Source organism: Burkholderia thailandensis E264, from assembly GCF_000012365.1.
GTDB lineage: Bacteria > Pseudomonadota > Gammaproteobacteria > Burkholderiales > Burkholderiaceae > Burkholderia > Burkholderia thailandensis.
The window spans coordinates 3,533,567-3,557,457 of record NC_007651.1 but is presented as its reverse complement, the minus strand read 5'-3'; the positions used below and the strand labels follow the sequence as shown (position 1 = coordinate 3,557,457).

At 66.7% G+C, this 23,891-nt stretch carries 20 protein-coding genes; 3 read left to right on the top strand and 17 right to left on the bottom strand.

Features of this window, described 5'->3' with window-relative positions:
* Positions 1 to 111: 111 nt before the first annotated feature.
* The 8 genes from BTH_RS28070 to BTH_RS28035 all read right to left on the bottom strand — a co-directional run bounded on the left by BTH_RS28070 (position 112) and on the right by BTH_RS28035 (position 9,031).
* Positions 112 to 1,332: an ISL3-like element ISBma1 family transposase gene (locus BTH_RS28070; RefSeq protein WP_025404127.1), complete on the bottom strand. Its 1,221-nt coding sequence runs from the start codon at positions 1,330 to 1,332 to the stop codon at positions 112 to 114.
* 135 nt (positions 1,333 to 1,467) lie between these two features.
* A complete protein-coding gene (locus BTH_RS28065) occupies positions 1,468 to 2,298 on the bottom strand; it encodes an OmpW/AlkL family protein (RefSeq protein WP_009888202.1) in 831 nt (276 codons plus the stop codon).
* A gap of 19 nt (positions 2,299 to 2,317) precedes the next feature.
* Positions 2,318 to 3,568, bottom strand: a complete 1,251-nt coding sequence (locus BTH_RS28060; protein ID WP_009888204.1) for a DUF2957 domain-containing protein — start codon at positions 3,566 to 3,568, stop codon at positions 2,318 to 2,320.
* Positions 3,569 to 3,694: 126 nt separating this feature from the next.
* Entirely contained in the window at positions 3,695 to 5,068 is a 1,374-nt protein-coding gene (locus tag BTH_RS28055) for a DUF2957 domain-containing protein (protein WP_009910051.1), read from the bottom strand.
* A 476-nt stretch (positions 5,069 to 5,544) separates the two neighbouring features.
* Complete coding sequence (argC, locus tag BTH_RS28050; protein WP_009888209.1) at positions 5,545 to 6,489, bottom strand: N-acetyl-gamma-glutamyl-phosphate reductase; 945 nt, start codon at positions 6,487 to 6,489, stop codon at positions 5,545 to 5,547.
* 151 nt (positions 6,490 to 6,640) lie between these two features.
* Positions 6,641 to 7,216 (bottom strand): flavodoxin family protein, encoded by a 576-nt coding sequence (locus BTH_RS28045; RefSeq protein WP_009888211.1) that lies wholly within the window; start codon positions 7,214 to 7,216, stop codon positions 6,641 to 6,643.
* Positions 7,217 to 7,425: 209 nt separating this feature from the next.
* On the bottom strand, positions 7,426 to 8,022 hold the full coding sequence (locus tag BTH_RS28040) for a YbhB/YbcL family Raf kinase inhibitor-like protein (RefSeq protein ID WP_011402576.1): 597 nt from the start codon (positions 8,020 to 8,022) through the stop codon (positions 7,426 to 7,428).
* Between the two features lie 322 nt (positions 8,023 to 8,344).
* Entirely contained in the window at positions 8,345 to 9,031 is a 687-nt protein-coding gene (locus BTH_RS28035) for an orotate phosphoribosyltransferase (protein WP_009888218.1), read from the bottom strand.
* 532 nt (positions 9,032 to 9,563) lie between these two features.
* Between BTH_RS28035 and BTH_RS28030 the strand changes: the two genes are divergently transcribed.
* Complete coding sequence (locus BTH_RS28030) at positions 9,564 to 11,834, top strand: NADP-dependent malic enzyme (RefSeq protein WP_009906482.1); 2,271 nt, start codon at positions 9,564 to 9,566, stop codon at positions 11,832 to 11,834.
* A 524-nt stretch (positions 11,835 to 12,358) separates the two neighbouring features.
* Here BTH_RS28030 and BTH_RS28025 read toward each other — a convergent pair.
* Positions 12,359 to 15,940, bottom strand: a complete 3,582-nt coding sequence (locus BTH_RS28025) for an indolepyruvate ferredoxin oxidoreductase family protein (RefSeq protein WP_009888221.1) — start codon at positions 15,938 to 15,940, stop codon at positions 12,359 to 12,361.
* Between the two features lie 318 nt (positions 15,941 to 16,258).
* On the opposite strand from BTH_RS28025, the gene BTH_RS28020 reads away from it, so the two are divergent.
* The gene (locus BTH_RS28020; RefSeq protein WP_011402574.1) at positions 16,259 to 16,459 is read left to right on the top strand and encodes a hypothetical protein; all 201 of its coding nucleotides are present in this window, start codon (positions 16,259 to 16,261) and stop codon (positions 16,457 to 16,459) included.
* A gap of 198 nt (positions 16,460 to 16,657) precedes the next feature.
* On the opposite strand, the gene hppD is transcribed toward BTH_RS28020, so the two are convergent.
* Positions 16,658 to 17,755: a 4-hydroxyphenylpyruvate dioxygenase gene (gene hppD / locus BTH_RS28015; RefSeq protein ID WP_009888225.1), complete on the bottom strand. Its 1,098-nt coding sequence runs from the start codon at positions 17,753 to 17,755 to the stop codon at positions 16,658 to 16,660.
* Between the two features lie 151 nt (positions 17,756 to 17,906).
* On the opposite strand from hppD, the gene BTH_RS28010 reads away from it, so the two are divergent.
* Positions 17,907 to 18,422, top strand: a complete 516-nt coding sequence (locus BTH_RS28010) for an Lrp/AsnC family transcriptional regulator (protein WP_009888227.1) — start codon at positions 17,907 to 17,909, stop codon at positions 18,420 to 18,422.
* A 124-nt stretch (positions 18,423 to 18,546) separates the two neighbouring features.
* On the opposite strand, the gene BTH_RS28005 is transcribed toward BTH_RS28010, so the two are convergent.
* The 7 genes from BTH_RS28005 to paaB form a co-directional block, all read right to left on the bottom strand.
* Positions 18,547 to 19,194 (bottom strand): GNAT family N-acetyltransferase, encoded by a 648-nt coding sequence (locus BTH_RS28005; RefSeq protein WP_009888228.1) that lies wholly within the window; start codon positions 19,192 to 19,194, stop codon positions 18,547 to 18,549.
* Between the two features lie 243 nt (positions 19,195 to 19,437).
* The gene (locus tag BTH_RS28000) at positions 19,438 to 20,037 is read right to left on the bottom strand and encodes a TetR/AcrR family transcriptional regulator (RefSeq protein WP_009888231.1); all 600 of its coding nucleotides are present in this window, start codon (positions 20,035 to 20,037) and stop codon (positions 19,438 to 19,440) included.
* Between the two features lie 28 nt (positions 20,038 to 20,065).
* Complete coding sequence (locus tag BTH_RS27995; RefSeq protein ID WP_011402573.1) at positions 20,066 to 20,896, bottom strand: DUF1835 domain-containing protein; 831 nt, start codon at positions 20,894 to 20,896, stop codon at positions 20,066 to 20,068.
* A gap of 121 nt (positions 20,897 to 21,017) precedes the next feature.
* Positions 21,018 to 22,106, bottom strand: a complete 1,089-nt coding sequence (paaE, locus tag BTH_RS27990) for a 1,2-phenylacetyl-CoA epoxidase subunit PaaE (RefSeq protein WP_009888234.1) — start codon at positions 22,104 to 22,106, stop codon at positions 21,018 to 21,020.
* Position 22,107: 1 nt separating this feature from the next.
* On the bottom strand, positions 22,108 to 22,728 hold the full coding sequence (gene paaD / locus BTH_RS27985; protein WP_009888235.1) for a 1,2-phenylacetyl-CoA epoxidase subunit PaaD: 621 nt from the start codon (positions 22,726 to 22,728) through the stop codon (positions 22,108 to 22,110).
* A 31-nt stretch (positions 22,729 to 22,759) separates the two neighbouring features.
* Positions 22,760 to 23,563 carry a 1,2-phenylacetyl-CoA epoxidase subunit PaaC gene (gene paaC / locus BTH_RS27980; RefSeq protein WP_009888236.1) on the bottom strand — a complete coding sequence of 268 codons (804 nt, stop codon included), beginning with the start codon at positions 23,561 to 23,563 and terminating at the stop codon, positions 22,760 to 22,762.
* A gap of 10 nt (positions 23,564 to 23,573) precedes the next feature.
* Entirely contained in the window at positions 23,574 to 23,858 is a 285-nt protein-coding gene (gene paaB / locus BTH_RS27975; RefSeq protein ID WP_004553825.1) for a 1,2-phenylacetyl-CoA epoxidase subunit PaaB, read from the bottom strand.
* Positions 23,859 to 23,891 lie beyond the last annotated feature (33 nt).

The window sequence follows — 23,891 nt, the reverse complement described above, 5'->3', positions numbered from 1 at the left end:
TCCAAGGAAATGTTGCATTGCGTCAAACAAACCGGTATAGTTCGAACTGTCTCCTCCATGTCTCCTCTGATATGGATTCAGCCCGCCTCTTCAGGCGGGCTTTTTTTTGGTTCATCGCGGAATCCCGGGGAACGCGGCGCGGATCTTGAGGAAGAAGTATTGCTCGTCGCGGTACCCGTAAGCTCGGCGCTTGATGACCTTGATCGTGTTGTTGATGCCTTCGACGACGCTGGTATTGAGCGGATGGCGGCAGCGGGCCACGATTCCGTGCCAGTAACCCTGCAAGCGCTGGGCGAACTTTTGCAAGACGGCGATCCCGCTTTGCTGAGCCTGTTCGAACCATTGCCCCCAAGCCTTTTCCGCGCAGGCCGGCTTGCGGTAGAACCAGAGCCGTTTGAGCTCGTCGCGCAGCACATAGACGCATAACAGCGACTGATTGGCCGCCAGCAGTTCCTTCAGATGCACGGCCTGTTCTGGCTTCAGGTTATGACGGTTGCGCAGCAGCAACCAGCGACTGGACTTCAGAACCTTGCGGGCCGGCTTGTCATGTCGCAGTTGGTTGGCCTGATCCACCCGTACCCGATCGATCACCTCGCGACCGTACTTGGCCACGACGTGGTACAGGTCAAAGACGATTTCCGCCTGCGGGCACTGTTCCTTGATCTCCAGCTCATAGGCCGTGGTCATGTCGATTGCGACCGCTTCGATGCGCTCGGCCACGCCTTCGGGGAGTTGTTCGAAGAAGGCGCGCGCCGTCTCGCGTGACCGTCCGGGCCCAACCCAGAGGACCTGCCGGCCGATCGGATCAACCACCACCGTGGCGTAGCGATGGCCTTTATGGAGCGCGAACTCGTCCATCGCCAGATAACGGATCGTCGACCAGTCCGGTTCGGCCACGCGCGCGCGCAAGCGCATCTTGTCGATCGATTTGACCGTGTGCCAGCCCAGATCGTAGAAGGCCGCCACGGCCTGTACGCTGGCGGCCTGCAGCAACTTCTCGCAGGCCTGGGCAAACCGCTCCGTCACCCGCTGGTAGCGGCCCAGCCAGTCCAGCTTCTCCAGCCGCGCTGCGCCGCAGCGTTCGCACCAGACTCGGCGTCGAGGCACGTGCAGCACCACCCGGTACTCGAACAACGGCAGATCACGTACCCGCCGTACGGTCGTTTCATGAATCTGCTGGCAACGCGCACCGCATTGCTCGCAGTACATGATCCGACTGACCGGCTTCAGGTAGAGCGACAGCGTGCGGCTATCGCCCTGCGGCCACTCCACCCGCTCCAGCCGATAGCCTGTCCAGCAACCTAGTGCCTGAAGTGCCTTGCGATCGAGCAATTCCGCCTCCTGACATCCATAAAATCAGGCGTCAGGTTACGCAATCGTTCTCCAAGGCTCCACGGTTTTCTGCGATGAACCTTTTTTTTGCCCGCGCGAACCCGGGGGCGCGTCCGCGCGGGCGCGCCTCCCAGGTCAGAACTTGTACGACACCGCGACGTAACTGATGATCGGATCGGCCTTCAGGTCCGACTTCGACTCCGCAAGCGTCGTGCCGTCGGCCGCCTTGATCGTCACCGTCGATGTCGTCTTCAGCGGGATGTACGTGACCGACGCGACGAGCCCCCAGTGATCGGTGATGTTGTACGAGAGCCCCGCGTTGAACACCGGCTGCCACGACGACGACGCCTTCGCCGACACCTGCGTGAGCCCGGGCTTGCCGGCGCCCGCGGCGAGGATCGCGCCGAGGTTGTTCTGCGTCTGCTTGATGAAGTTCGTGTTCAGTTGCAGATCGCTGAACCAGTTGTACGACACGCCGATGCCGACGAACGGCCGGAACTTCGCGTTCGCCTGCGCGAAGTAGTACTGGAACACGACGGCAGGGCTCCACTGCCGCACGCTCTTCACGATCGGATTGACCGGGCCGAGCCCGATGTTCTGCGTGCCGAGCGCGCCCGCCGGGCCGGGCGGCGTGATCGTGCCGTGACCCGATACCTTGAAGATGGGGGGCACGCCCGCCACCGACGTGACGGCGATGTGGTCGGTCAGGAAGTGGCTGACGGTCAGGCCGACCGTGTCCGCGCCGCTCGTCGACAGGCCCGTGCCCGCCGACGTGAACGACGACGGCAGCCGCAGCGGCGTGTTGATCGGCGTCGGCGCGACGTTCGTCGTGAGCGGCGTGCTGCTTTGCTGCGGCATCACGTGGAACCAGCCGAGCGTGACGACGTTGCTGCCCGCGCTTTGCGCGTGCGCGGCGAGCGGCGTCAGCGCCGCGACGCCGAGCGCCGTGCAGAGTGCTTTTTTCATAAGGCCTCCCGAGCGCCGGTTACTGCACGAATGCGCCGACCGTGAAGTACGGCGACGACGAGTTGGACATGTCGAGGAAGCCGAACACCCCGCCCGTGAAGATGAACTTGCCGGTTGGCGTCGTGCTGCTCGCGCCGACGTGCGTCGACGTGACCGTGCCCGGCACCGTCTGCGTGTAGTCGAGGTTGAGCGGCGTCGAAAGCGACGCCTGCGACGGCTGGAACGGATCGAGGAGCGTCGCCTGCGTGTTGACGAGCGCGGTGCTCCGGTAGTCGAACTGGCTGTCGACGCCGATGTACTCGCCGTTTTGCGAGCCGACCGCAACCGCCGTCTGCGGCGCGAGGATCGAGATGCCCGATTCGTCGTCGGCGGTGAGGCCCGGCACGCCGTTCGCGTCGGGCGTCGGGTTCGGGTTCGCGACGCCCGTGCGGATCATGATCGGCACGAGCTGGTTGCGCAGCTTGCCGACGATGACGAAGCCCTTCGCCTGCGGGATCGTCGCGAGCGTCGGCTTCACCTGGCCCTGGTAGTGATCGGTTTCGAACGCGCCGGTGCCGTCGGCCGACTGCACGAGGTTCGTGCCCGGCTGCCGGCAGGTGCCCGCGTAGATGCCCGTCGTGTCGCAGCGGACCCAGGTGCCGTCGGGGTTGATCGTCACCTTCGCGTCGATCGTCGTCGGCGCGAAATTCTGCGACGGGACCTGGCCGTAGCCGAGCTGGCTATACGTGCCGGCGAGGTTCGCGATGTTCGTCTCGAGCGACGAGAACGCGATGAACGGATAGTACGGGAACGTCGTGTCGGGAATCGCACCCTGGCCGAGCAGGCCGCCGTACTGGATCTCCTTGCCGGGGATCGTGCCGCCGACGACGCCCATGCCGAGGAAGATCCGCGCCGGACGGTTCGGGTCGAGGCTCGCGCCGTTCAGGCGATACGTGCAGTTGTTGAGCTTTTGCGTCGGCAACTGCGTTTCCATCGTCAGCGTGCCGCTTTGCGTCGTGCCCGCGCGCGTCGGCGTCGCGGTGCCCGTCGTTTGCGGAATCGGGGACTCGACATAGGTGAGCTGCCATGTCAGTTTCGTCGTGTCGATCTGCAGCTTGACGAGCTCGCCGTCGCCGCCGCCGCCCGTGTAGACCGTGTTGTAGTCGACCGCCGACGGACAGAGCGCCGCCTCGACGAGCGGCTGCGATTCGCCGCCGCCGCCGCCGCCGCTGCACGCCGAGATAAAGGGCGCGGCGCAGGCCATCGCCAGGATCAGATTCCGCTGCTTCATGTTGCTCCTCCAAACTCCACAATTGTCTTTATCCGGCGGCCGGCTCCCTGGCGGCCGCTCTCGATCTCGCCCGCTGCGGCGCGGCCGGCCCGGCGCATGTCGAGCCGGCCGCGCGTGCGGGTCTCGTTACTTGCTGACCTGCGCGCCGACGCCGAAGTAAGGCGCGGACGGCGTCTGGCCGGCGATCGCCGAGCTTTGCGTGATCCCGCCGTTGACGGTGCCCTGGACCAGTGCCGCATAGAGCCCGCCGCTCGCGATCACGAAGCCCGGCGCCGACGTGTCGGTTGTCGTGACGCCGAGCAGGCCCGGCGTCGACTGGCCGTAGTCGAGCGCGAAGCCCGTCTCGGCCTGCTGCGTGCTCGGGTTCACGAACGTGCCCGTCGTGCCCTTGATCACCGTCGCCGTGTACTTGAAGTTCGAGTCCGCGCCCGCGTAGCCGCCGTCGATGCCGCCCGCCGCGATCGCCTTCGCGAGCCCGAGCACCGCGATGCCCGATTCGTCGTCGACCTGCGCATCGGTGTGCAACGGCGGCGTGCCGAGGTTCACGTTGCCCGTGCGCACGACAACGGGCACGGTTGCGCCGTTCAACTGGCCGAGCACCATGTGCGCGACGGCCGACTTGCCGGTTGCGCCGATGAGCGGCAACTGCGTCTGCGGCAGGATCTGCGGCGCCTGCGTGCTGTTGAAGTAGCCGTTGCTGCCCGCCGTCCACGGATTGCCGGTCGTGAGGCAGCCCGACGCGCTCGTCGACGTGCACGCGCCGTTCGCATCGAACGTCTCGTTCGAGTTGGTCGCCTTCGCCGCGTAGCTGCTCGACGGCACCGTGTGGTAGATGAGCGCGTTGTACGTGCCGGGCAGCTTCGACAGATCGGTCGTCGTGTTCGCGAAGCCGAGGAACGGATAGAAATCGAAATGGCGCTGCGGCACCTGGCCGATGTTTTGCAGCACGCCCGGGATGATCGTGAGGCCGCTGTACTGGATCGTCGCGCCCGGAATGCCGCCGCCCGCGACGCCGAAGCCGATCAGGATCATCGGCGGGTTCGTCTGGTTGAAGTCGGCAGCGGTCGAGTACGTGGAGTTCGTCGCGGGCGCTGTGCCGCTGCCCGGCATCAGCACGAACGCGCAACGCGTCTGCTCGGCGGTCGGCAGCGTGCCCGCGGGCGGATGCGCGACGCTGCCCGTGATCGTCGTGCCGGCGCGGGTCGGCGTGACCGTGCCGGTCGTGAGCGGAATCGGCGATTCGAGCCACTTGAGCGTGTACGTCATCGTGGTCGCGTTGATGTTCAGGCTCACGACCTCGCCGCCGCCGGCGCCGCCGAGATACGTGCTGCTGCCGATGTCCGCGTCCGCGGGGCAGAGCGACGTGTTTCCCGCGTTCGAGCTGGGCGGCCCCTGGACGCCGCAGCTCGAGCCCGAGCATTGCGGCGCATTGATGGGAGCCGGGGTGCCGCCGCCCCCTCCACTGCAAGCGGCAAGCAAAGGGGCGAGGGCTATGGCCATTGCCACCCCTTTCGAAAAGGCGTCCGACATGCCTCTGTCTCCAATGTGTTTAATTGTGTGGGCTAATTTGGCCGTGTCGTTTTCCGCTGTCAATTGACGGAACCGTCTAACCCAGACGATTTAAACAATTGACTGCATTCGGGACCCCGAAATAAGAGGCGGGCAGCGTCGAATTAAAACGAGACAAGCGTTTGAAATTTGTCCGGGCGGACAGGGTGGCCCTTGTTTTTACAGGGTTTTGTGCGCGAAATCGCGCATTGGATCATCCGTTTAAAGCGTGTGCATCGGGTAAATCCCTATTCGGGATAATCGCGACGCCTTTGGAATTGCGCGGATTTGTTTTTTGGTGGATCTGAAAGTTTGTAAATATCTGTTAATGCCGTGAGGATATTTAAATAACTTTCATTTTCCATGCCGTGCAATAAAAAAGCCGGCCGCGCGGGCCGGCTTCTCTCGTGCTGCAAGCAATGCGCCGTTCAGCGCGCGAGGCCGGTGTCCTCGGCCGCGCCGATGTTGAGGTTCATGCACTGGATCGCGGCGCCCGACGCGCCCTTGCCGAGGTTGTCGAGCCGCGCGACGGTGACGAAGCGCTCCGCGGTGCCGAACACGAACAGGTCGACGCGGTTCGTGTCGTTGTTCGCCTGCACGTCGAAGAAGCCGTCGTCGAGATTCTCGGCTGCGTCGTACGGCGCGACGCGCACGAACGCTTCGCCCGCGTAATGCTCGGCGAACACGCGCTGCACGTCCTGCGGCGTCACGCGCTTCGCGAGCTGGCCCGGCGTGAAATACGTGGTGACGGCAAGGCCCTTGTAGAACGGCCCGACGATCGGCGTGAAGATCGGTGCGCTCGCGAGGCCCGTGTGCGCGGCCATCTCCGGCAGATGCTTGTGCGCGAGGCCGAGCGCGTACGGGCGCGGGCTCGCGAGCTTCGCGCCGCCCGCCTCGTAATCGGCGATCATCTTCTTGCCGCCGCCGCTGTAGCCCGTGATCGAGTAGCTGTGCGCGGCGAAGTCCGGCGCGACGACACCCGCGTCGACGAGCGGACGCATCGCGAGCACGAACGCCGATGCATGGCAGCCCGGCACCGCGATGCGCTTCGCGGTGCGGATGCGTTCGCGCTGCGCGCGGCTCAGCTCGGGAAGGCCGTATGCCCAGTCGGCGCTCGTGCGGAACGCGGTGCTCGCGTCGATCAGCGTCGTGTTCGTGTTCTCGACGAGCGTCGCCGATTCGCGCGATGCGACGTCGGGCAGGCACAGGAACGTGACGTCCGATGCGTTGATGAGGCGGCGGCGTTCGTCGACGTCCTTGCGCTTCGCCTCGTCGATGCGCAGGATTTCGATGTCGCTGCGCGCGGACAGATATTCGAAGATCTTCAGACCGGTCGTGCCTTCCTGGCCGTCGACAAAAACTTTCGTGCTCATCTCGCTCTCGCTGAATCGGGGCGGGCGGCGCGCGGCCGCCGGGAAAACGATCATTTTAAGACGTGATGCGCGACGCCGTAACCGGTGCGGCCGAAAAAAGCCCGCCGCGCCCCGCAGGCGATCCGACCCCTTGCCGGATCGCGCGGCGATCTCAGTTCCCGTTGCCGGCGAGCCAGCGGGCGGTCGCCGTTGCGACGCGCGCGCCGAACGCCTTCGCGGTGTCGAGATCGCCGCCCGCGGGCGCTTCGTCCGGCGACGCGTCGGCCGGCGATTGCGCGAGGAGGCCCGTGAAGCCGCCTGCGTAGTTGAGGTCGTTGCGCGTTGCGGCCTTCGTGTTCGCGGGCAGCAGGCCCGTGCCGACCCACACCATCCCATGCTGCATCGCGAGCGTGACGAAATACTGAATCGTCGAGAACTTGTCGCCGTTCATCGACGCGGAGTTCGTGAAGCCCGCCGCGATCTTGTCCTTCCATTTCTGGCCGAACCACGCTTTCGACGTGGCGTCGGCGAACTTCTTGAAGTCGGCCGATGGGCCGCCCATGTAGGTCGGCGCGCCGAAGACGATCGCGTCGGCGGCGTCGAGCGCGGCCCAGCCGGCATCGTCGAGATCGCCGATGGCGACGAGCCGTGCGTTCGCGCCCGCTTCCTGCGCGCCGGCGAGCACCGATTCGGCGAGCTTCTTCGTGTGGCCGTAGCCGCTGTGATAAACGATGACGAGGTTCGACATTCCCGTTTCTCCAAGATGAGACGACGATGAGGCAGTGAAACCGCGCGCGCCGGGGCGGACCGCGCGGCGGACGATGGCCGTCCGCGAGCGGCGCGTGCGGACGGCTGGCGAAAAAAGTCTAGCGGGGCGATACGCCACGGACGACCGCCGTCGCGCACGACTGAATTTCCTGAACGGAGCGAATCGCGGCGGTCGCGCCTCGCGGCAGACTAGCGGCCGTATGTGACGACGAGTTGCGCGGAGCCGATCGACTCGGTACCGATCTCGTGATCGAACATCTGCGCGGGGCGGCCTGTCGCGACGCGCAGGTCGGTCGCCTTCAGCGCGTAGACGGTGATCACGTAGCGGTGCGGCTTGCCGGGCGGCGGGCACGGGCCGCCGTAGCCGTCGATGCCGAAATCGTTGCGCGCCTCGACCGCGCCGAGCTTGCGCAGGAAGCCGGACGCGCTCGCGTCGGCGGGCAGGCTCGACACGCTCGCCGGAATTCCGGCGACCGCCCAGTGCCACCAGCCGCGGCCGGGCGCGTCGGGATCGAACATCGTGACGGCGAAGCCCTTCGTGCCGGGCGGAGGGTTGCGCCACGCGAGCTGCGGCGAGCGGTTGCCGCCCTTGCAGTCGCCCTGATTGAATACGTGCGGCGCGCCGACCCGGCCGCCGGGGCGCAGATCGTCGCTCGTCAGCGTGAATGCGTCTTCGGCGAGCGCGCGCGAGCTGCCGATCGGGCCGAAAAGTAAAACGCAGGCGAGGGCGAGCGAGAGCCGGCGACGGGACGAACCTCGCGGCACGACTCGGCGACCCACACGCATATGGCCCTTCTCCCGTCAGTTGTGCCGGGGCGAGCCCGGCGCCGATCGTGGTCGAGATGTGATGCTCGAATCCGAAGATGACGGAAAGTCTAGCATTAGGGGACGCATGGCGGACGCTGTCGCGTCAACTTCGCGCGACGGACCGACCTGACAGACCGGCTCGACGGGCCGCCACGACGGGCCGCCACCGAGCCCCGGCGGCTGGCCCAGGCGCGCGAGCGCAACCGCTTCGCGTGCGCAAAAAAAAAAACCGCCCGCCGTCGTCGACGGCGGGCGGTTCGTTTCGTCTGTCTGTCGGGCATGGTCGCCCGCGGGCGGGACGTTACTCCTGCGCGCCCGTCGCGCCGCCGTGCGCGGCCGACCACTCGGCCGGCGCGTGCAGGAATTTCTCGACTTCGTCGAGCGTCTTCGTCTCGAAGTAGCCCGACGCCTTCGCGACGCGCAGCACATCCCACCAGGTCGCGAGCGCGTGCAGGTCGACGTCGATGTCCTTCAGCACGGACACGCTTTCCTTGAAGATGTCGTAGTGGAACAGCACGAAGCAGTGGTTCACCTTCGCGCCCGCGGTGCGCAGCGCGTTGACGAAGTTGATCTTGCTGCGGCTGTCGGTCGTCAGGTCCTCGACGAGCAGCACGCGCGAGCCTTCTTCCAGATAGCCTTCGATCTGCGCGTTGCGGCCGAAGCCCTTCGGCTTCTTGCGCACGTACTGCATCGGCAGCATCATCCGGTCGGCGATCCATGCGGCGAACGGGATGCCGGCGGTTTCGCCGCCCGCGACCGCGTCGATCTGCTCGAAGCCGACATCGCGCAGGATCGTCGTCTCGGCCATTTCCATCAGGCCGCGGCGCACGCGCGGAAACGAGATCAGCTTGCGGCAGTCGATGTAGACGGGGCTCGCCCATCCGGACGTGAAGATGAAGGGCTTGGCGGCGTTGAAGTGCACCGCTTGCACTTCGAGCAGCATTTTGGCGGTCGTGTCGGAGATCGTCTGACGATCGAAGCCTGTCATGGGGCGTTCCTTGATGATGAGCGAGGGGCGGGCGCGGGCCCGGTGGCGCAGCTCGCGTGATTCCCGCCGTGAGGGCCGGGTGGGCGGGCCGACAGGGGCGATGATCGCCGGCGTCGAGCCGCTTCGCTGCGCGCGTAGCCGGCTATTTTACCCGATTTGCGGGCTTTTCGAGACGCCCCGCGATGCGCCGGCGGCAGATTTTACGAGCCGGGAGGGCCGCTTCGCGCGCCGGGCGAGCGAAGCGCGCGAGCGGGATTTTCCGGCGGCACGCGGCGATGAAAGACAGTACGCCGAAACGACGGGCTACCGCGCCGCAGCAACTGGCGCGCCTGCGCGAGGTGTACACTAGACGACCCACTAAGATTTGCTCGGTGCTTTGTACTTCCCGCTTGCCACCCGCCAAGGTTCGATGCCGCGCCGATCCGGCGCGCGACGGACGCCGCAGTCGACCATCCCTTCGATTCCCGAATCCGCGGCTCCCGGTGCTCGGTACTGAGTCTTCAAAATTACGCATGTCTCTCGCAGGTCAACCATGGACGAACAACTGAAGCAAAGCGCTCTCGCCTATCACCAGAATCCGAAACCCGGCAAGATTTCGGTCACCCCCACGAAGCCGCTGTCGAACCAGCTCGACCTGTCGCTCGCGTATTCGCCGGGCGTCGCGGCCGCGTGCGAGGCGATCCACGCGGACCCGCTCGACGCGCAGAAGTACACGTCGCGCGGCAACCTGGTCGGCGTCGTGACGAACGGCACCGCGGTGCTCGGCCTCGGCAACATCGGCCCGCTCGCCGCGAAGCCCGTGATGGAAGGCAAGGGCTGCCTGTTCAAGAAGTTCGCGGGCATCGACGTGTTCGACATCGAACTCGCCGAATCCGATCCGGACAAGCTTGTCGAGGCGATCGCGATGCTCGAGCCGACGCTCGGCGGCATCAACCTCGAGGACATCAAGGCGCCCGAGTGCTTCTACATCGAGCAGAAGCTGCGCGAGCGGATGAAGATCCCCGTCTTCCACGACGACCAGCACGGCACCGCGATCATCGCGTCGGCGGCGATCCTGAACGGCCTGAAGGTGGTCGGCAAGGATCTGTCGAGCGTGAAACTCGTCTGCTCGGGCGCGGGCGCGGCGGCCATCGCGTGTCTCGACCTGCTCGTGAAGCTCGGCCTGTCCAAATCGAACGTGCTCGTCGCCGATTCGAAGGGCGTGATCTACGAAGGCCGCGGCAACCTTGATCCGTCGAAGCAGCGCTACGCGGCGGTGACCGATGCGCGCACGCTCGCCGACGCGATCCGCGATGCGGACGTGTTCCTCGGCTGCTCGAGCGCGGGCGTGCTGAAGCAGGACATGGTGAAGACGATGGCGGACAAGCCGCTCATCCTCGCGCTCGCGAACCCGGAGCCGGAAATCCGTCCGGAAGACGCGAAGGCGGTGCGCCCGGACGCGATCGTCGCGACGGGCCGCTCCGACTATCCGAACCAGGTCAACAACGTCCTGTGCTTCCCGTTCATCTTCCGCGGCGCGCTCGACGTCGGCGCGACGACGATCACCGAGGAGATGAAGCTCGCGTGCGTGCGCGCGATCGCCGAGCTCGCGCAGGAAACCGACCAGAGCGAGGAAGTCGCGAAGGCGTATGAAGGCCATTCGCTCGAATTCGGTCCGGATTACCTGATTCCGAAGCCGTTCGATCCGCGCCTCATCATCAAGATCGCGCCGGCCGTCGCGCAGGCCGCGATGGATTCGGGCGTGGCCACCCGCCCGATCGCCGACATGGACGCGTACCGCGAGCAGCTCGGCACGACCGTCTATCGCACCGGCATGGTGATGCGCCCCGTGTTCGCGACCGCGAAGACGAAGGCCGCGCGCATCGTGTTCGCCGAGGGCGAGGACGAGCGCGTGCTGCGCGCCGCGCAGTTCGTGCTGCAGGAGAGGATCGCGAAGCCGATCATCGTCGGCCGGCCGTCGGTCGTCGAGATGCGGCTGCAGAAGATCGGCTCGAAGCTGAAGTGCGGCGTCGATTTCGAGATCGTCAATCCGGAAGACGATCCGCGCTATCAGCAATGCTGGCAGGCGTATCACGAGATGGGCGCGCGCGACGGCGTGACGCCGGAGGTCGCGAAGGCCGCGCTGCGCAAGTTCAACACGCTGATCGGCGCGATGCTCGTGCATCTCGGCGACGCGGACGGCATGATCTGCGGGATGATCGACACGTATCACAGCCACCTGAAGTTCATCGAGCAGGTGCTGGGCCGCGCGAAGGGCGCCGAGCACTTCGCCGCGATGAACCTGCTGATGCTGCCGGGCCGCAACCTGTTCATGTGCGACACGTACGTGAACGAGCAGCCGAGCGCCGAGCAGCTCGCCGACATGACGATCCAGGCCGCGGCCGAGATCGAGCGCTTCGGCATCACGCCGAAGGCGGCGCTCTTGTCGAACTCGAACTTCGGCAGCGCGCCGTCGGCGTCGTCGCGCCGGATGGCGGAGGCGCGCAAACTGATCGTCGAGCGCGCGCCCGAGCTCGAAGTCGACGGCGAAATGCACGGCGACGCGGCGCTGTCCGAAGTGGTCCGCAAGGCCGCGTTTCCGGGCACGACGCTCACGGGCGAGGCGAACCTCCTGATCATGCCGAACGTCGAGGCGGCGAACATCGCGTACAACCTGCTGAAGATGGTCGGCGGCGAAGGCGTGACCGTGGGCCCGTTCCTGCTGGGTGCGGCGAAGCCCGTGCATATCCTGACGCCGGCCGCGACCGTGCGCCGGATCATCAACATGACGGCCGTCGCCGCAGCGAACGTTCAGGTGAAGTGACGCGCGAAAACCGTGCGTCGCGCGCCGTTCGGGCAGGCGGCGCGCGGTGACGAAACGAAAAGGAGGGCGGCCGCTCGGCCGGATCGGATCTCGGAAGCTGGCATCCAGCTTTGCGGCCGGTTCAGTCGGGCGGCCGCCTTCTTTTTTTGAGCGTCGACGCGCGGGATGAGCGGCGCGCGGCGGTGCTCGGGCTTGCCTGCGGCGTCAGCGCGCGCCAGGCAACCCGAAGCGATCAGCGCTTCGCGGGCGCGGCGAGCTTGCCTGGCAGCGGGCGCCGGCGACGGGCGGATGGGCCATCGATGCGGGTTGGGTCGCCGCTGCCGTCGCACCGAGAATTGCGCGACATCGACCTCGATTCGCGCTTGGCTTCGCGCGCGATTGATCGATTAACCTCGTTGCCGCTTGCCGCTTGCCGCTTGCCGCTTGCCGCTTGCCGCTTGCCGCTTGCCGCTTGCCGCTTGCCGCTTGCCGCTTGCCGCTTGCCGCTTGCCGCTTGCCGGCGCAACTGCGCCGTGCACGACCCGTCACGCGACGTTGCGCGTCTGCCCGCCCTCCGGCGAACGCCACTGCGCGAGCAATTGCGCCCACTTCGCGCGCACCGCGCGCAGGTTGTTCTCCTTTACGTGCCCGTAGCCGCGAATGCCGTCCGGCAGGCTGGCCAGCTCGATCGCGAGCGGCAGCGTGTCGCGCGTGAGGCGGCTGCCGGTCAGCTCCTTCACGAGCGTCTCGTATTCGCCGATCAGCGCGCGTTCGGTGCGTCTTTCTTCGGCGCGGCCGAACACGTCGAACGCGGTGCCTCGCAGGAACTTCAGCTTCGCGAGCACGCGGAACGCCGGCATCAGCCACGGGCCGTACTGCTTCTTCACGAGACGGCCGTGCGCGTCCTTCTTCGCGAACAGCGGCGGCGCCAGGTGGAATTTGAGCTTCCAGTCGCCTTCGAACTGCTCGGCGAGCTTCGCGACGAACGCCGGATCGGCATGCAGCCGCGCGACCTCGTATTCGTCCTTGTACGCCATCAGCTTGTACAGGTTGCGCGCGACCGCTTCGGTGAGCGGCTCCTGCGCCGTGTCCGCGCCGAGCGCGCGCTCGACGTCGCGCACCTTGCCGACGACGGCCGAGAAGCGCGCCGCGTACGCGGCGTTCTGATACGCGCGCAGATGCTCGGCGCGCGTCGCGATCAGCGCGTCGATCGCTTTCTTCGTGTGCAGCGAAATCACCGTCGCGCCGGTTTGCGCGTCGCCCGCCGTGGCGGCGCGCACGCTCGCCGGATCGAATGCGGCGCGGCGGCCCCATTCGAATGCCGCGCGGTTCTGCTCGATCTGCACGCCGTTCAACTCGATCGCGCGCACGAGCGACGCGTACGCGAGCGGCAGCCAGCCGCGCTGCCACGCGTAGCCGAGCACGAACGGGTTGGTGTAGATCGCATCGCCGAGCAGCGCGACCGCGAAGCGGTTAGCGTCGACGAGATCGACCGCGTCGCCCGCCGCCGCGCGGATATCGGATTCGGCGCTCGCGCCCGGGAACGTCCACTTCGGATTCTTGATGAACTCGGCGGTCGGCGTCTTCGCGCTGTTGACGACCACGCGCGTCGCGCCGTGACGCATCCGCGACGTGCATTCGTCGCCGGCCGTGACGATCGCGTCGCAGCCGATCACGAGGTCGGCTTCGCCCATCGCGATGCGGGTCGCATGGATGTCGGCGGGCGCGTGCGAGATCTGCACGTGGCTCATCACGGCGCCGCCCTTTTGCGCGAGGCCCGTCACGTCGAGCACCGTCACGCCCTTGCCTTCGAGGTGCGCGGCCATTCCGAGCAGCGCGCCGATCGTCACGACGCCCGTGCCGCCGACGCCCGTGACGAGCACGCCGTACGCGCGATCGATCGCGGGCAGCGCGGGCTCGGGAATCGGCGGCAGCGCGCTCGCGTCGGCCGACACCGCCTTCGGCTTGCGCAACTTTCCGCCTTCGACAGTCACGAAGCTCGGGCAGAAGCCCTTCACGCACGAGAAGTCCTTGTTGCACGTCGACTGGTTGATCTGCCGCTTCGTGCCGAACTCGGTGTCGAGCGGCTCGACCGACAGGCAGTTCGACTGCACCGAGCAGTCGCCGCAGCCTTCGCACACGGCTTCGTTGATCACGACGCGCTTGGCCGGGTCCGGATACGCGCCGCGCTTGCGGCGGCGGCGCTTCTCGGTCGCGCAGGTCTGGTCGTAGATCAGGAGCGTCGTGCCTTCGATGTCGCGCAGCGTGCGCTGGACGTCGTCGAGCTGGTCGCGATGATGGATCGTCACGCCCGGCGCGAGCAGCGATTGATGGCCGTCGTATTTTTGCGGCTCGTCGGTGACGATCGCGATCTTCTTCGCGCCTTCCGACGCGAGCTGGTGCGTGATCTGCGGCACCGTCAGCACGCCGTCGACCGGCTGGCCGCCCGTCATCGCGACCGCGTCGTTATAGAGGATCTTGTACGTGATGTTCGCCTTCGACGCGATCGCCGCGCGGATCGCGAGGAGGCCGGAGTGGAAGTAGGTGCCGTCGCCGAGGTTCGCGAACACGTGCTTTTCGTCGGTGAACGGCGCCTGGCCGATCCACGGCACGCCTTCGCCGCCCATCTGGCTGAACGTGCTCGTATTGCGGTCCATCCAGACCGTCATGTAGTGGCAGCCGATGCCCGCGATCGCGCGCGAGCCTTCGGGCACGTTCGTCGACGTATTGTGCGGGCAGCCGGAGCAGAACCACGGCTTGCGCTCGGTGCTCACGTGCGGCTTCGCGAGCGCGGTCTCCTTCGCTTCGATCACCGCGATGCGCGCGGCGATGCGCGCACGCACGTCGGACGGCAGCTCGAACTTGTCGAGGCGCGTCGCGATCGCCTTCGCGATGATCGCGGGCGACAGTTCATAATGCGCGGGCAGCAGCCAGTTGCCCATCGGCACCGACCATTCGCCGCCCGCGCCGTCCTTTTCGTCGAACTTGCCGAACACGCGCGGGCGCTGGCCGTCCGGCCAGTTGTACAGCTCTTCCTTGATCGCGTATTCGAGGATCTGGCGCTTTTCCTCGACGACGAGGATTTCGTCGAGCCCGCGCGCGAACGCCTGTGCGCCTTGCGCTTCGAGCGGCCACACGCAGCCGACCTTGTAGAGACGAATGCCGATGCGCGCGCAGGTTTCGTCGTCGAGGCCGAGGTCGGTCAGCGCCTGGCGCACGTCGAGGTACGCCTTGCCGCCCGTCATGATCCCGAAGCGCGCATTCGGCGAGTCGATCTCGATGCGGTCAAGCTTGTTCGCGCGCACGTAGGCGAGCGCCGCGTACCACTTGTAGTCGAGCAGCCGCGCTTCCTGCACGAGCGGTGGGTCGGGCCAGCGGATGTTCAGGCCGCCTTCCGGTAGGATGAAGTCGGTCGGCAGCACGATCTCGGTGCGATGCGGATCGATGTCGACCGATGCCGACGATTCGACCACGTCCGTCACGCACTTGAGCGCGACCCAGAGGCCCGAGTAGCGGCTCATCGCCCAGCCGTGCAGGCCGAAATCGAGATATTCCTGCACGTTCGACGGAAACAGCACGGGCAGCCCGCACGCCTTGAAGATGTGCTCCGACTGGTGCGCGAGCGTCGACGATTTCGCCGCATGGTCGTCGCCCGCGAGCACGAGCACGCCGCCGTGCGGCGCGGAGCCGGCCGAGTTCGCGTGCTTGAACACGTCGCCCGTGCGGTCGACGCCCGGGCCCTTGCCGTACCACATCGCGAACACGCCGTCGTACTTCGCGCCCGGATACAGATTGACCTGCTGGGAGCCCCAGACGGCCGTCGCCGCGAGGTCTTCGTTCAGGCCCGGCTGGAACACGATCCGGTGCGCGGCAAGGTGCCGCTTCGCCTTCCACAGCGACAGGTCGAGCCCGCCGAGCGGCGAGCCGCGGTAGCCGGAAATGAAGCCGGCGGTATTGAGGCCCGCCGCGCGGTCGCGTTCCTGCTGGAGCATCGGCAGGCGCACGAGCGCCTGGATGCCGCTCATGTACGCGCGGCCGCGTTCGAGCGTGTATTTGTCGTCTAGCGTGACGGATTGCAGCGCGGCTTCGAGCGATGCGCGCTGGCCTGCGTCTAGCGGGGCGTTCATGCGGTGTCTCCTCACCCGGTTCGGGATCGCCAAAACTATCGGCGCGTCGGCGTCTTGTGGACGCGTCGGTCGGCCCGAATATTGGCGGGTTTCGCTCGATGGTAGCACTGGGAAAAACCCGCCGCATTGTTTCAAAAAACAGCGAGCCGCAACCCGAAAGCGAGAGGAATCAATGCGTTACAGGCTGTAAAAGCATGTAAAACGGCGGGCCGCGCCAGGCATTTGCCGTTAGTCTCTAGTGCCCTGTCCGGTTGCGCGGGCGGCGCGGGTTCGTGCCCGCGCCATGCCTGAGCGACGGGCGGCTGCAATGGAGGTGCAATGAAGACTCGAAATATCCAGAATTTCCTGATGGTGTCGGCCGCGTTTTTCGCGATGAGCGGCCCCGCGCGTTCGGAAGGCGCGGGCGTGCTGGCGACGGCGGGCACCCGGATGCTGCAACTCGCGACGGCGGCGGGCGGCGCGGATGCGCCGGCGCGCTCGGGCGTCGCGACGAACGAGCGCGGCGCGATGCAAAAGTAGGCCGCAGCGGGCGTGACGGCGGGCGATCGCCGGTCCGTCGCGCGACATTCGATCACGCCAATGCGAAAGGGCGGGAATCTTCGGGATTCCCGCCCTTTTCCTTTACTGGTCCGCTTGCAGGGCTGTCTATCAGGCCATTTGCGGACTCCGCGCGCGGCGCGCGGCGCGCGAGGCCGGCCGCGTGCCGGGCCGGCTCGCTTAAGCCTTGTCCTGCACGACGCCGCGGCGGATCTGGTCGAGCTCGATCGATTCGAACAGCGCCTTGAAGTTGCCTTCGCCGAAGCCCTGATTGCCCTTGCGCTGGATGATCTCGAAGAAGATCGGCCCGATCTGGTTCTCGGTGAAGATCTGCAGCAGCAGTTCGTCGCGCGCGCCGTCGATCAGGATCTTGCGCTTCCTGAGCTCGTCGAGCGGCTCTCCGTGGTTCGGCACGCGGCGGTCGACGAGCTCGTAGTACGTGTCGATCGTGTCGAGCAGCGTCACGCCCGTCGCGCGCAGTCCGTCGACCGCCCGATAGATGTCGGCCGCGCCGAGCGCGATGTGCTGGATGCCTTCGCCGCGATAAGCGTCGAGGTATTCCTGGATCTGGCCGGCCGTGTCCGAGCCTTCCTCGTTGATCGGAATCCGGATCTTGCCGCACGGCGACGTCATTGCCTTCGACTTCACGCCCGTCACCTTGCCTTCGATGTCGAAGTAGCGGACTTCGCGGAAGTTGAACAGGCGCTCGTAGAACGCCGCCCATTCCTGCATGCGGCCGCGGTGGACGTTGTGCGTCAGATGGTCGATGTACGTGAGGCCGTGGCCGACCGGGTTCGGATCGACGCCCGGGATCGGCTCGAAGTCGACGTCGTAGATGCTGATGTCGCCGATCGCGCCCGGCTTCGCGCCGTTCTTGCCGCGCCAGCGGTCGACGAAGTAGATCAGCGAATCGCCGATGCCCTTGATCGCCGGGATGTTCAGCTCCATCGGGCCCGTCTTGTTGTCGAAGCCCCACGCGCCGAGTTCGAGCGCGTGCTTGTACGCCTTCGCGGCATCCTGCACGCGAAACGCGATCGCGCAGATCGACGGCCCGTGCAGCCGCGCGAAGCGCTGTGCGAACGAATCCGGTTCCGCGTTGATGATGAAGTTGATGTCGCCCTGGCGGTACAGCGTCACGTCCTTATGGCGATGGCGCGCAACCGCGGTGAAGCCCATCCGCTCGAACAGTTGGCCGAGCGCTTTCGGATCGGGGGCGGTGTATTCGATGAATTCGAAGCCGTCGGTGCCGACGGGATTGTCCCAGGTGGGGATTTGCATGGCGTCTCCTAGCCCTCGGTGGGGCACGCGTCTTGATGAATGTCTGCGGCAAAGTGTAGCGGGGAGGGCTGGGTGAAAACTTGCGAACTTGATCGCGCAACGCTACGCTTGCGCAATTTCTCGTCCGCACGAACAGGCAGGGAGACAGGAAATGGCGCACGTGGAATTGGATGCGATTGACCGGCGCATTCTTTCGATTCTTCAGGAGAATGGGCGTTTGTCGAACCAGGACATCGCCGAGCGGGTGAATCTGTCGCCGAGCCCTTGCCTGAGGCGGATCCGCCGGCTCGAGGAGATGGGCGTGATCACCGGCTACGTCGCGTTGCTCGATCCGCAGAAGCTCGGGCTCGATCTGCTCGCGTACGTGAGCGTGCGGCTGGAGAAGCGCGGCGGCGTTGTGCCCGCGCGCGGCGACGAGACATCCGCGCGTGCGGGCGCAACGCACGCCGAGCTGTTTCGTGCGGCCGTGCAGGCGTGGCCGGAAGTGGTCGCGTGCCACGCGATGACGGGCGACATGGATTACCTGCTGCGCGTGCAGGTCGAGGACATGGCGCATTTCTCGCGCTTCATGCAGGAGCAACTGCTGCACCATCCGTCGGTGATCGACGTGAAGACGAGCTTCTCGCTCGAGCGCTTCAAGGAGACGACCGCGTTGCCGATCCGATGAGCCGAATGCGGACGTGCCGCAGGCCGATATCGGACGCGATTGGCCAAAAAGGAACGGGCGGCCCGACATGGGCCGCCCGTTCTCGTTCGCGCCTGGCGACGCGAAGCGTCGCGCGCCGTGCGGTTTATGCGGTGAGGCCCGCGGGCAGCAGCGATTCGAAGATCTGCGTCGCGCGGCGCGCCTGGCGCTTGAGCGCGTAGTCGAACACGGCCGCCTGCTCTTGCATCATCTCGGCGATGATCGTCGAGTGGTCGGCGGGCGGCAGCGACAGGTACGCGTCGGCTTCGCCGTACGCGTACTCGATGCGCATCCCCGACTTCTTCGCGATGTGCATCATCGTCGCGTTGCGCGACAGGCAGTGCATGTAGAGCGTCGTCACGTGCGTGTTGCGGCTGCGGATCGCGGCGCGCTCGAACAGCTTCGTGCCGACGCCCTGGCCGCGCGCGCGTTCGAGCACCGACACGCCGAACTCGGCGGTGCGCTTGTCGCCTTCCGCGGGCAAGTATGCGAGATGGCCGACGCCGATCAGCTCGAGCGCGTGATCGAACACGCCGAACACGGTGTCGCGGCCGAAGTCGATCGTGCGGACGTAATTCTCGATCACGTGATCGGGCACCGCCTGGCCGAAGCGCAGCAGGCGATCGTCCTCGCCGAGCGCGAGAAAGTGGGTGAGCAGTGGCTGGCGGTCGCCGGAAGCCAGTTCCCGTACGAGAACTGGCGCGGGACCGGCGATGCCGACCGCATCGGCAGGGCGAAGGTCTGGCTTGTTCATCGTGGGTTCCTCAAAAAGACCGCATAGCTATTTGTGCAATGCAGCGCAATTTTAGCCGAACGGCCGTGCGGAGATTGGTGGAAACCCTGATGTTCGAGTCGAGGTTGGACTCTAAACCCGCCGATTACGGCGTGTATGTATCTGTTTTTATTTGGACTTTACGGATTTTTGACAGGGACGTAGGCAAAGCGTCGCACTGTTACGCTGGCGCAACGTTTGCTGCTCTGCAATAAATCAGATGATTCAGCCGCCGAGCCCGTGCTCGATCATGCCGATCACCTGCTCGGCGAAATCGCGATAGCCAAGGCGGCCGCCCGGCTTCAGCCACGTGAACGTCCAGTTGATCATCCCGAACACCATCATCGTCACGGGCGTCTGATTGTCCTTCGAGATCCGCTCCGGATACGCGCGCGCGAGTTGGCGCGCAAACGCGGCGACGATGTCGCGCTGGCGGTCGAGGATGATCTGGCGCTGCGCGTCCTCGAGGTATTTCACGTCGTTCAGCAGCGCGACATGGCGGCTGTGCGACGTCTCGTATTCGGCGAGAAACGCGCGCACGAGCTCGGCGAACGCCTCGCGCTCGGTGAGCCCGCGCCGCTGGCTCGCGCCCTCGACCTCGGCGATGATCAGCATCAGCCGCTTCGTGTAGCGATCGAGCAGATCGAACAGAATGGCTTCCTTGCCCTCGTAATAGTGATAGAGACGCGCTTTCGACGTGCCGCTCGCGTTCGCGAGGTCGGTCATCGACGTGCTCGGGTAGCTCGTCTGCGCAAACTTGGCGGCGGCGAGATCGAGGATCTGCTCGCGCTGGGATTCGTGGTCGGGGGCGCGGGTGCGGGCCATGTGATTCGGTGCGTGATGCGGGGTCGGGTTAGCGGGGTAGGGCGACGGCGGGCGTCGCGCGCAGCGTCGCCGTTCTCAGGTCGCCGATCGATCGGGCATCGTCCTGCAGCTCGATGCGGCCAGCCGCCGCGAGCTCGCGGCAGCGCCAGAATGCGATCACGTCGCCGACGAACAGGTGGCCGCGGTCGGCGAACGCCATCACGGCGCCGACCGTGCGCGCGGCGGGGCCCCATTCGTCGGGCGCGTGCTCGAGCACGAGCGCGTCGATGTCCGCGTAATGGCCGCTCTTGAACGTGTTGCAGATCCAGTAGCGCAGCTCGGCGTTCACCTGCTTCGCTTCCTGCCATTCGAGCGCGAGCCGGCTGATGCGCAGCACCGAGATCGGCGCCGCCTCCGGCAGCTTCGCGAGCAACTGGGCGGGCGAGAAGATGCCGGTGGCCGTCGCCTGATCGGCGCGTAGCCGCACCCACGACTGCGGATCGTCGATGTCCGCGCTCGACAGCCGCACCTCGTTGAGGCGCTGCGGCGCGTTGCGCAGGTGGTAGGCGACGCGGCGCAGCATCAACTGATCGGCGACGCTGTGCGCGTGCCAGACGACGACCTGGCCCGTGCCGGCCGCGAGCGTCTCGAGTGTCGCGAAGTCGTCGCCGAGTCCGGCCGTCCAGTCTTGTGGCCCGTCGCCGATCGCGCGTTCCCAGAATGCGGCGCGCACGTCCGGCGTGTCGTCCGCGCCGCGCAGCGGGCCGACCGACAGATCGTCGAACAGTTCGACGACGCTTTCGTCGCGACCCGCTTCGGCGAGCGCGATGCGAAGAGAAGCGGCGGCGGAGCCGCCCATGGTCACGTGGATGGTGCTCATTGGCCTGTCGTCAACATGGGAAAAGCCGCCTGGGAGCCGGCGCGTCGCGCGTCCGGTCCGCAGGCGGCCCCTAGTGTAAGCGAGATGGCGGGCGGCGCGTAACCGCGCGGCAAGACGCCGCCTACCGTTCGTCGTAGCTGACGACGATTTTCTCGCTGACCGGATGGCACTGGCAGGTGAGCACGAATCCGTCGGCGATCTCCTGCGGCTCCAGCGTGTAGTTCTTCTCCATCCACACCTCACCTTCGAGCACCTTCGCGCGGCACGTGCAGCAGACGCCGCCCTTGCACGCGTATGGCAGCGCGAGGCCTGCGCGCAGCCCGACGTCGAGGAGGCTCACGCCTTCGTACGGCAGGCGCAGCTTGCGCTTCTTGCCGTCGAGCACGATTTCGAGGTCGGCGGCGGGCGTGTCGTCGGTGATCTCGACGGCGGGCGCGCCCGCCTGAGGCAGCGGCGTGCCGAAGCGCTCGACGTGCACCCGCTCGCGCGGCACGCCCGCTTCGGCGAGTGCGGCCTCGGCGGCGTCCATCATCGGCGCCGGGCCGCAGATGAACGCTTCGTCGATGGTCGCGGCGGGCACGAGCGACTCGATGAACGCCGCGCATTTCGCTTGATCGAGCACGCCGTTGAACAGCTCGACGTCCTGCACGTCGTCGGACAGCACGTGGTAGAGGGCGAACCGCTGCATGAAGCGGTTCTTCAGATCCTCGAGCTCCTCGGCGAACATGATCGAATCGACGCTGCGGTTGCCGTAGATCAGCGTGAACGCGCTGCGCGGCTCGAGCTCGAGCGTCGTCTTGACGATCGCGAGTACGGGTGTGATCCCCGAGCCGCCCGCGAACGCGACGTACTGCTTGCCGTGCTCCGCGTTCAGGTGCGTGAAGAAGCGGCCGTCCGGCGTCATCACGTCGATCGTGTGACCGGGCTTGAGCGTATCGAACGCGAAGTTCGAGAAGCGGCCGCCGCGCACGCGCTTGATGCCGATGCGCAGCTCGCCGTCGCGGTCGTAGTCGGTCGTGCCGACGCAGATCGAATACGAGCGGCGGGTTTCCTCGCCGTCGACATGCGCCTTCAGCGTGACGAACTGACCTTGCGTGAAGCGGTACGCATCGCGCAGCTCGGGCGGCACCTCGAACGACACCGTGACGGCGTCGGCGGTCTCGGGCCGCACGTCGCGAATGCGCAGCGGATGGAATTGCGGAGTCGCCATATCAATAAGGTTTGAAGTAGTCGAAGGGTTCGCGGCAGTCGATGCAGCGATAGAGCGCCTTGCATGCGGTCGACGCGAACTGCGCGAGCCGCTCGGTGTGCGCGGAGCCGCAGCGCGGGCAGGCGGGCGCGGCGAGCGGTTTGGGCACGAAGCGGACGGCGCGCGGCGCGGCGGCGCCTGCGCCGCGCGCCCCGGCGCAGTGGCCGGCGGGCGGCGCGATGCCGTACGCGCGGAGCTTCTCGCGGGCGTCGGCAGTGATCCAGTCGGTCGTCCACGCAGGCGCGAGCACGGTCACGGTTCGGTGCGGTGCGATGGCCGCCTGCCGGAGCGCGGCGTCGATGTCTTCGGCGATCTGCTGCATCGCCGGGCAGCCTGAGTAGGTCGGCGTGATCACGACTTCTAGGGCGCCATCGGCGGCGCGGCGCACGTCGCGCAGGATGCCGAGCTCGCGGATCGACACGACCGGAATCTCCGGATCGGGCACCGCTTCTAGCGCGTTCCACGCGCGTTCGATGAGCGGATCGTCGCCGTGCGCGGCCGCTCGGGCGTAGTCGGGGCGTTCGCCCGGGCGGTGGCCGGCAGTGACCGGCTGGCCGGGGGCGGATGCGGGGAGGGCGGACATCGTCTGGCTCCGTCGTTCGTCGGGCGCGGGCTTACCAGGTCGCGCCCGGATGCTGGCGCGCGACGCTCTGCAACTGAGCGAGCAGATAGCCCATGTGCTCCGAGTGCTCGCCGCGCTTGCCGGTCGGCACGTACTGGCCGGCGGTGGACAGCGTGAGCGTCGCTTCGGCGAGCGTCGCTTCGATATCGGCGCGCCACGCCGGCTCGATCGATGCGATCGCCGCGCCGATGCCGGACGCCGTCGCCGCATCGTCGACCGCGTCCGCCGCGAAGAATTCGCGCGTGTACGGCATCAGATAGTCGAGTGCGGCCTGCGCGCGACGATGCGATTCGTCGGTGCCGTCGCCGAAGCGAATCAGCCATTCGCGCGCGTGGTGCTCGTGATAGCGCGTTTCCTTCACCGATTTCGCCGCGATCGCCGCGAGCTGCGCGTCGCCCGACGCCTCGAGCGCGGTCCACACGTGCAGCATCAGCGTCGAATAGAGGTAGTTGCGCACGACGGTCACCGCGTAGTCGAGCTCCGCGTGCGCGGTGCCGCAGAGCGGGCCGTAGTGCGGCAGCTCGACGAACGTGTAGTTCGCGAACTCGCGCTCGGTGCGGAAGTACGCGTAGTCGTCCTCGGTCCGCGCCGCGCCGGTGAGCTGCCGCTCGAGCTCGGCCGCGTGCGAATACAGCAGGCGCGCCTGGCCGATCAGGTCGAGGCTCATGTTCGTGAGCGCGATGTCTTCCTCGAGCGCCGGGCCGTGCCCGCACCATTCGGCGTTTCGCTGACCGAGGATCAGCGCGTTGTCGGCGAGGCGCAGCACGTACGCGAGATGTTGTGGGGTCGTCGTCATGGCGTGCCGCTTACATGTGGTTGACTTCGTCGGGCAGCGTGTAGAACGTCGGATGACGATAGATCTTGTCGCCCGCCGGTTCGAACATCTCGGCCTTCTCGTTCGGATCGGATGCGGTGATCGCCGCCGACGGCACGACCCAGATGCTCACGCCTTCCTGGCGGCGCGTGTAGACGTCGCGCGCCATGCGCAGCGCCATCGACGCATCGGCCGCGTGCAGGCTTCCGCAGTGCTTGTGGTCGAGCCCCTGCTTGCTGCGCACGAAAACTTCCCAGATTGGCCATTCGTTGTTCATCGCTTTCTCCTGAATCTCCTGAATACGGATCGC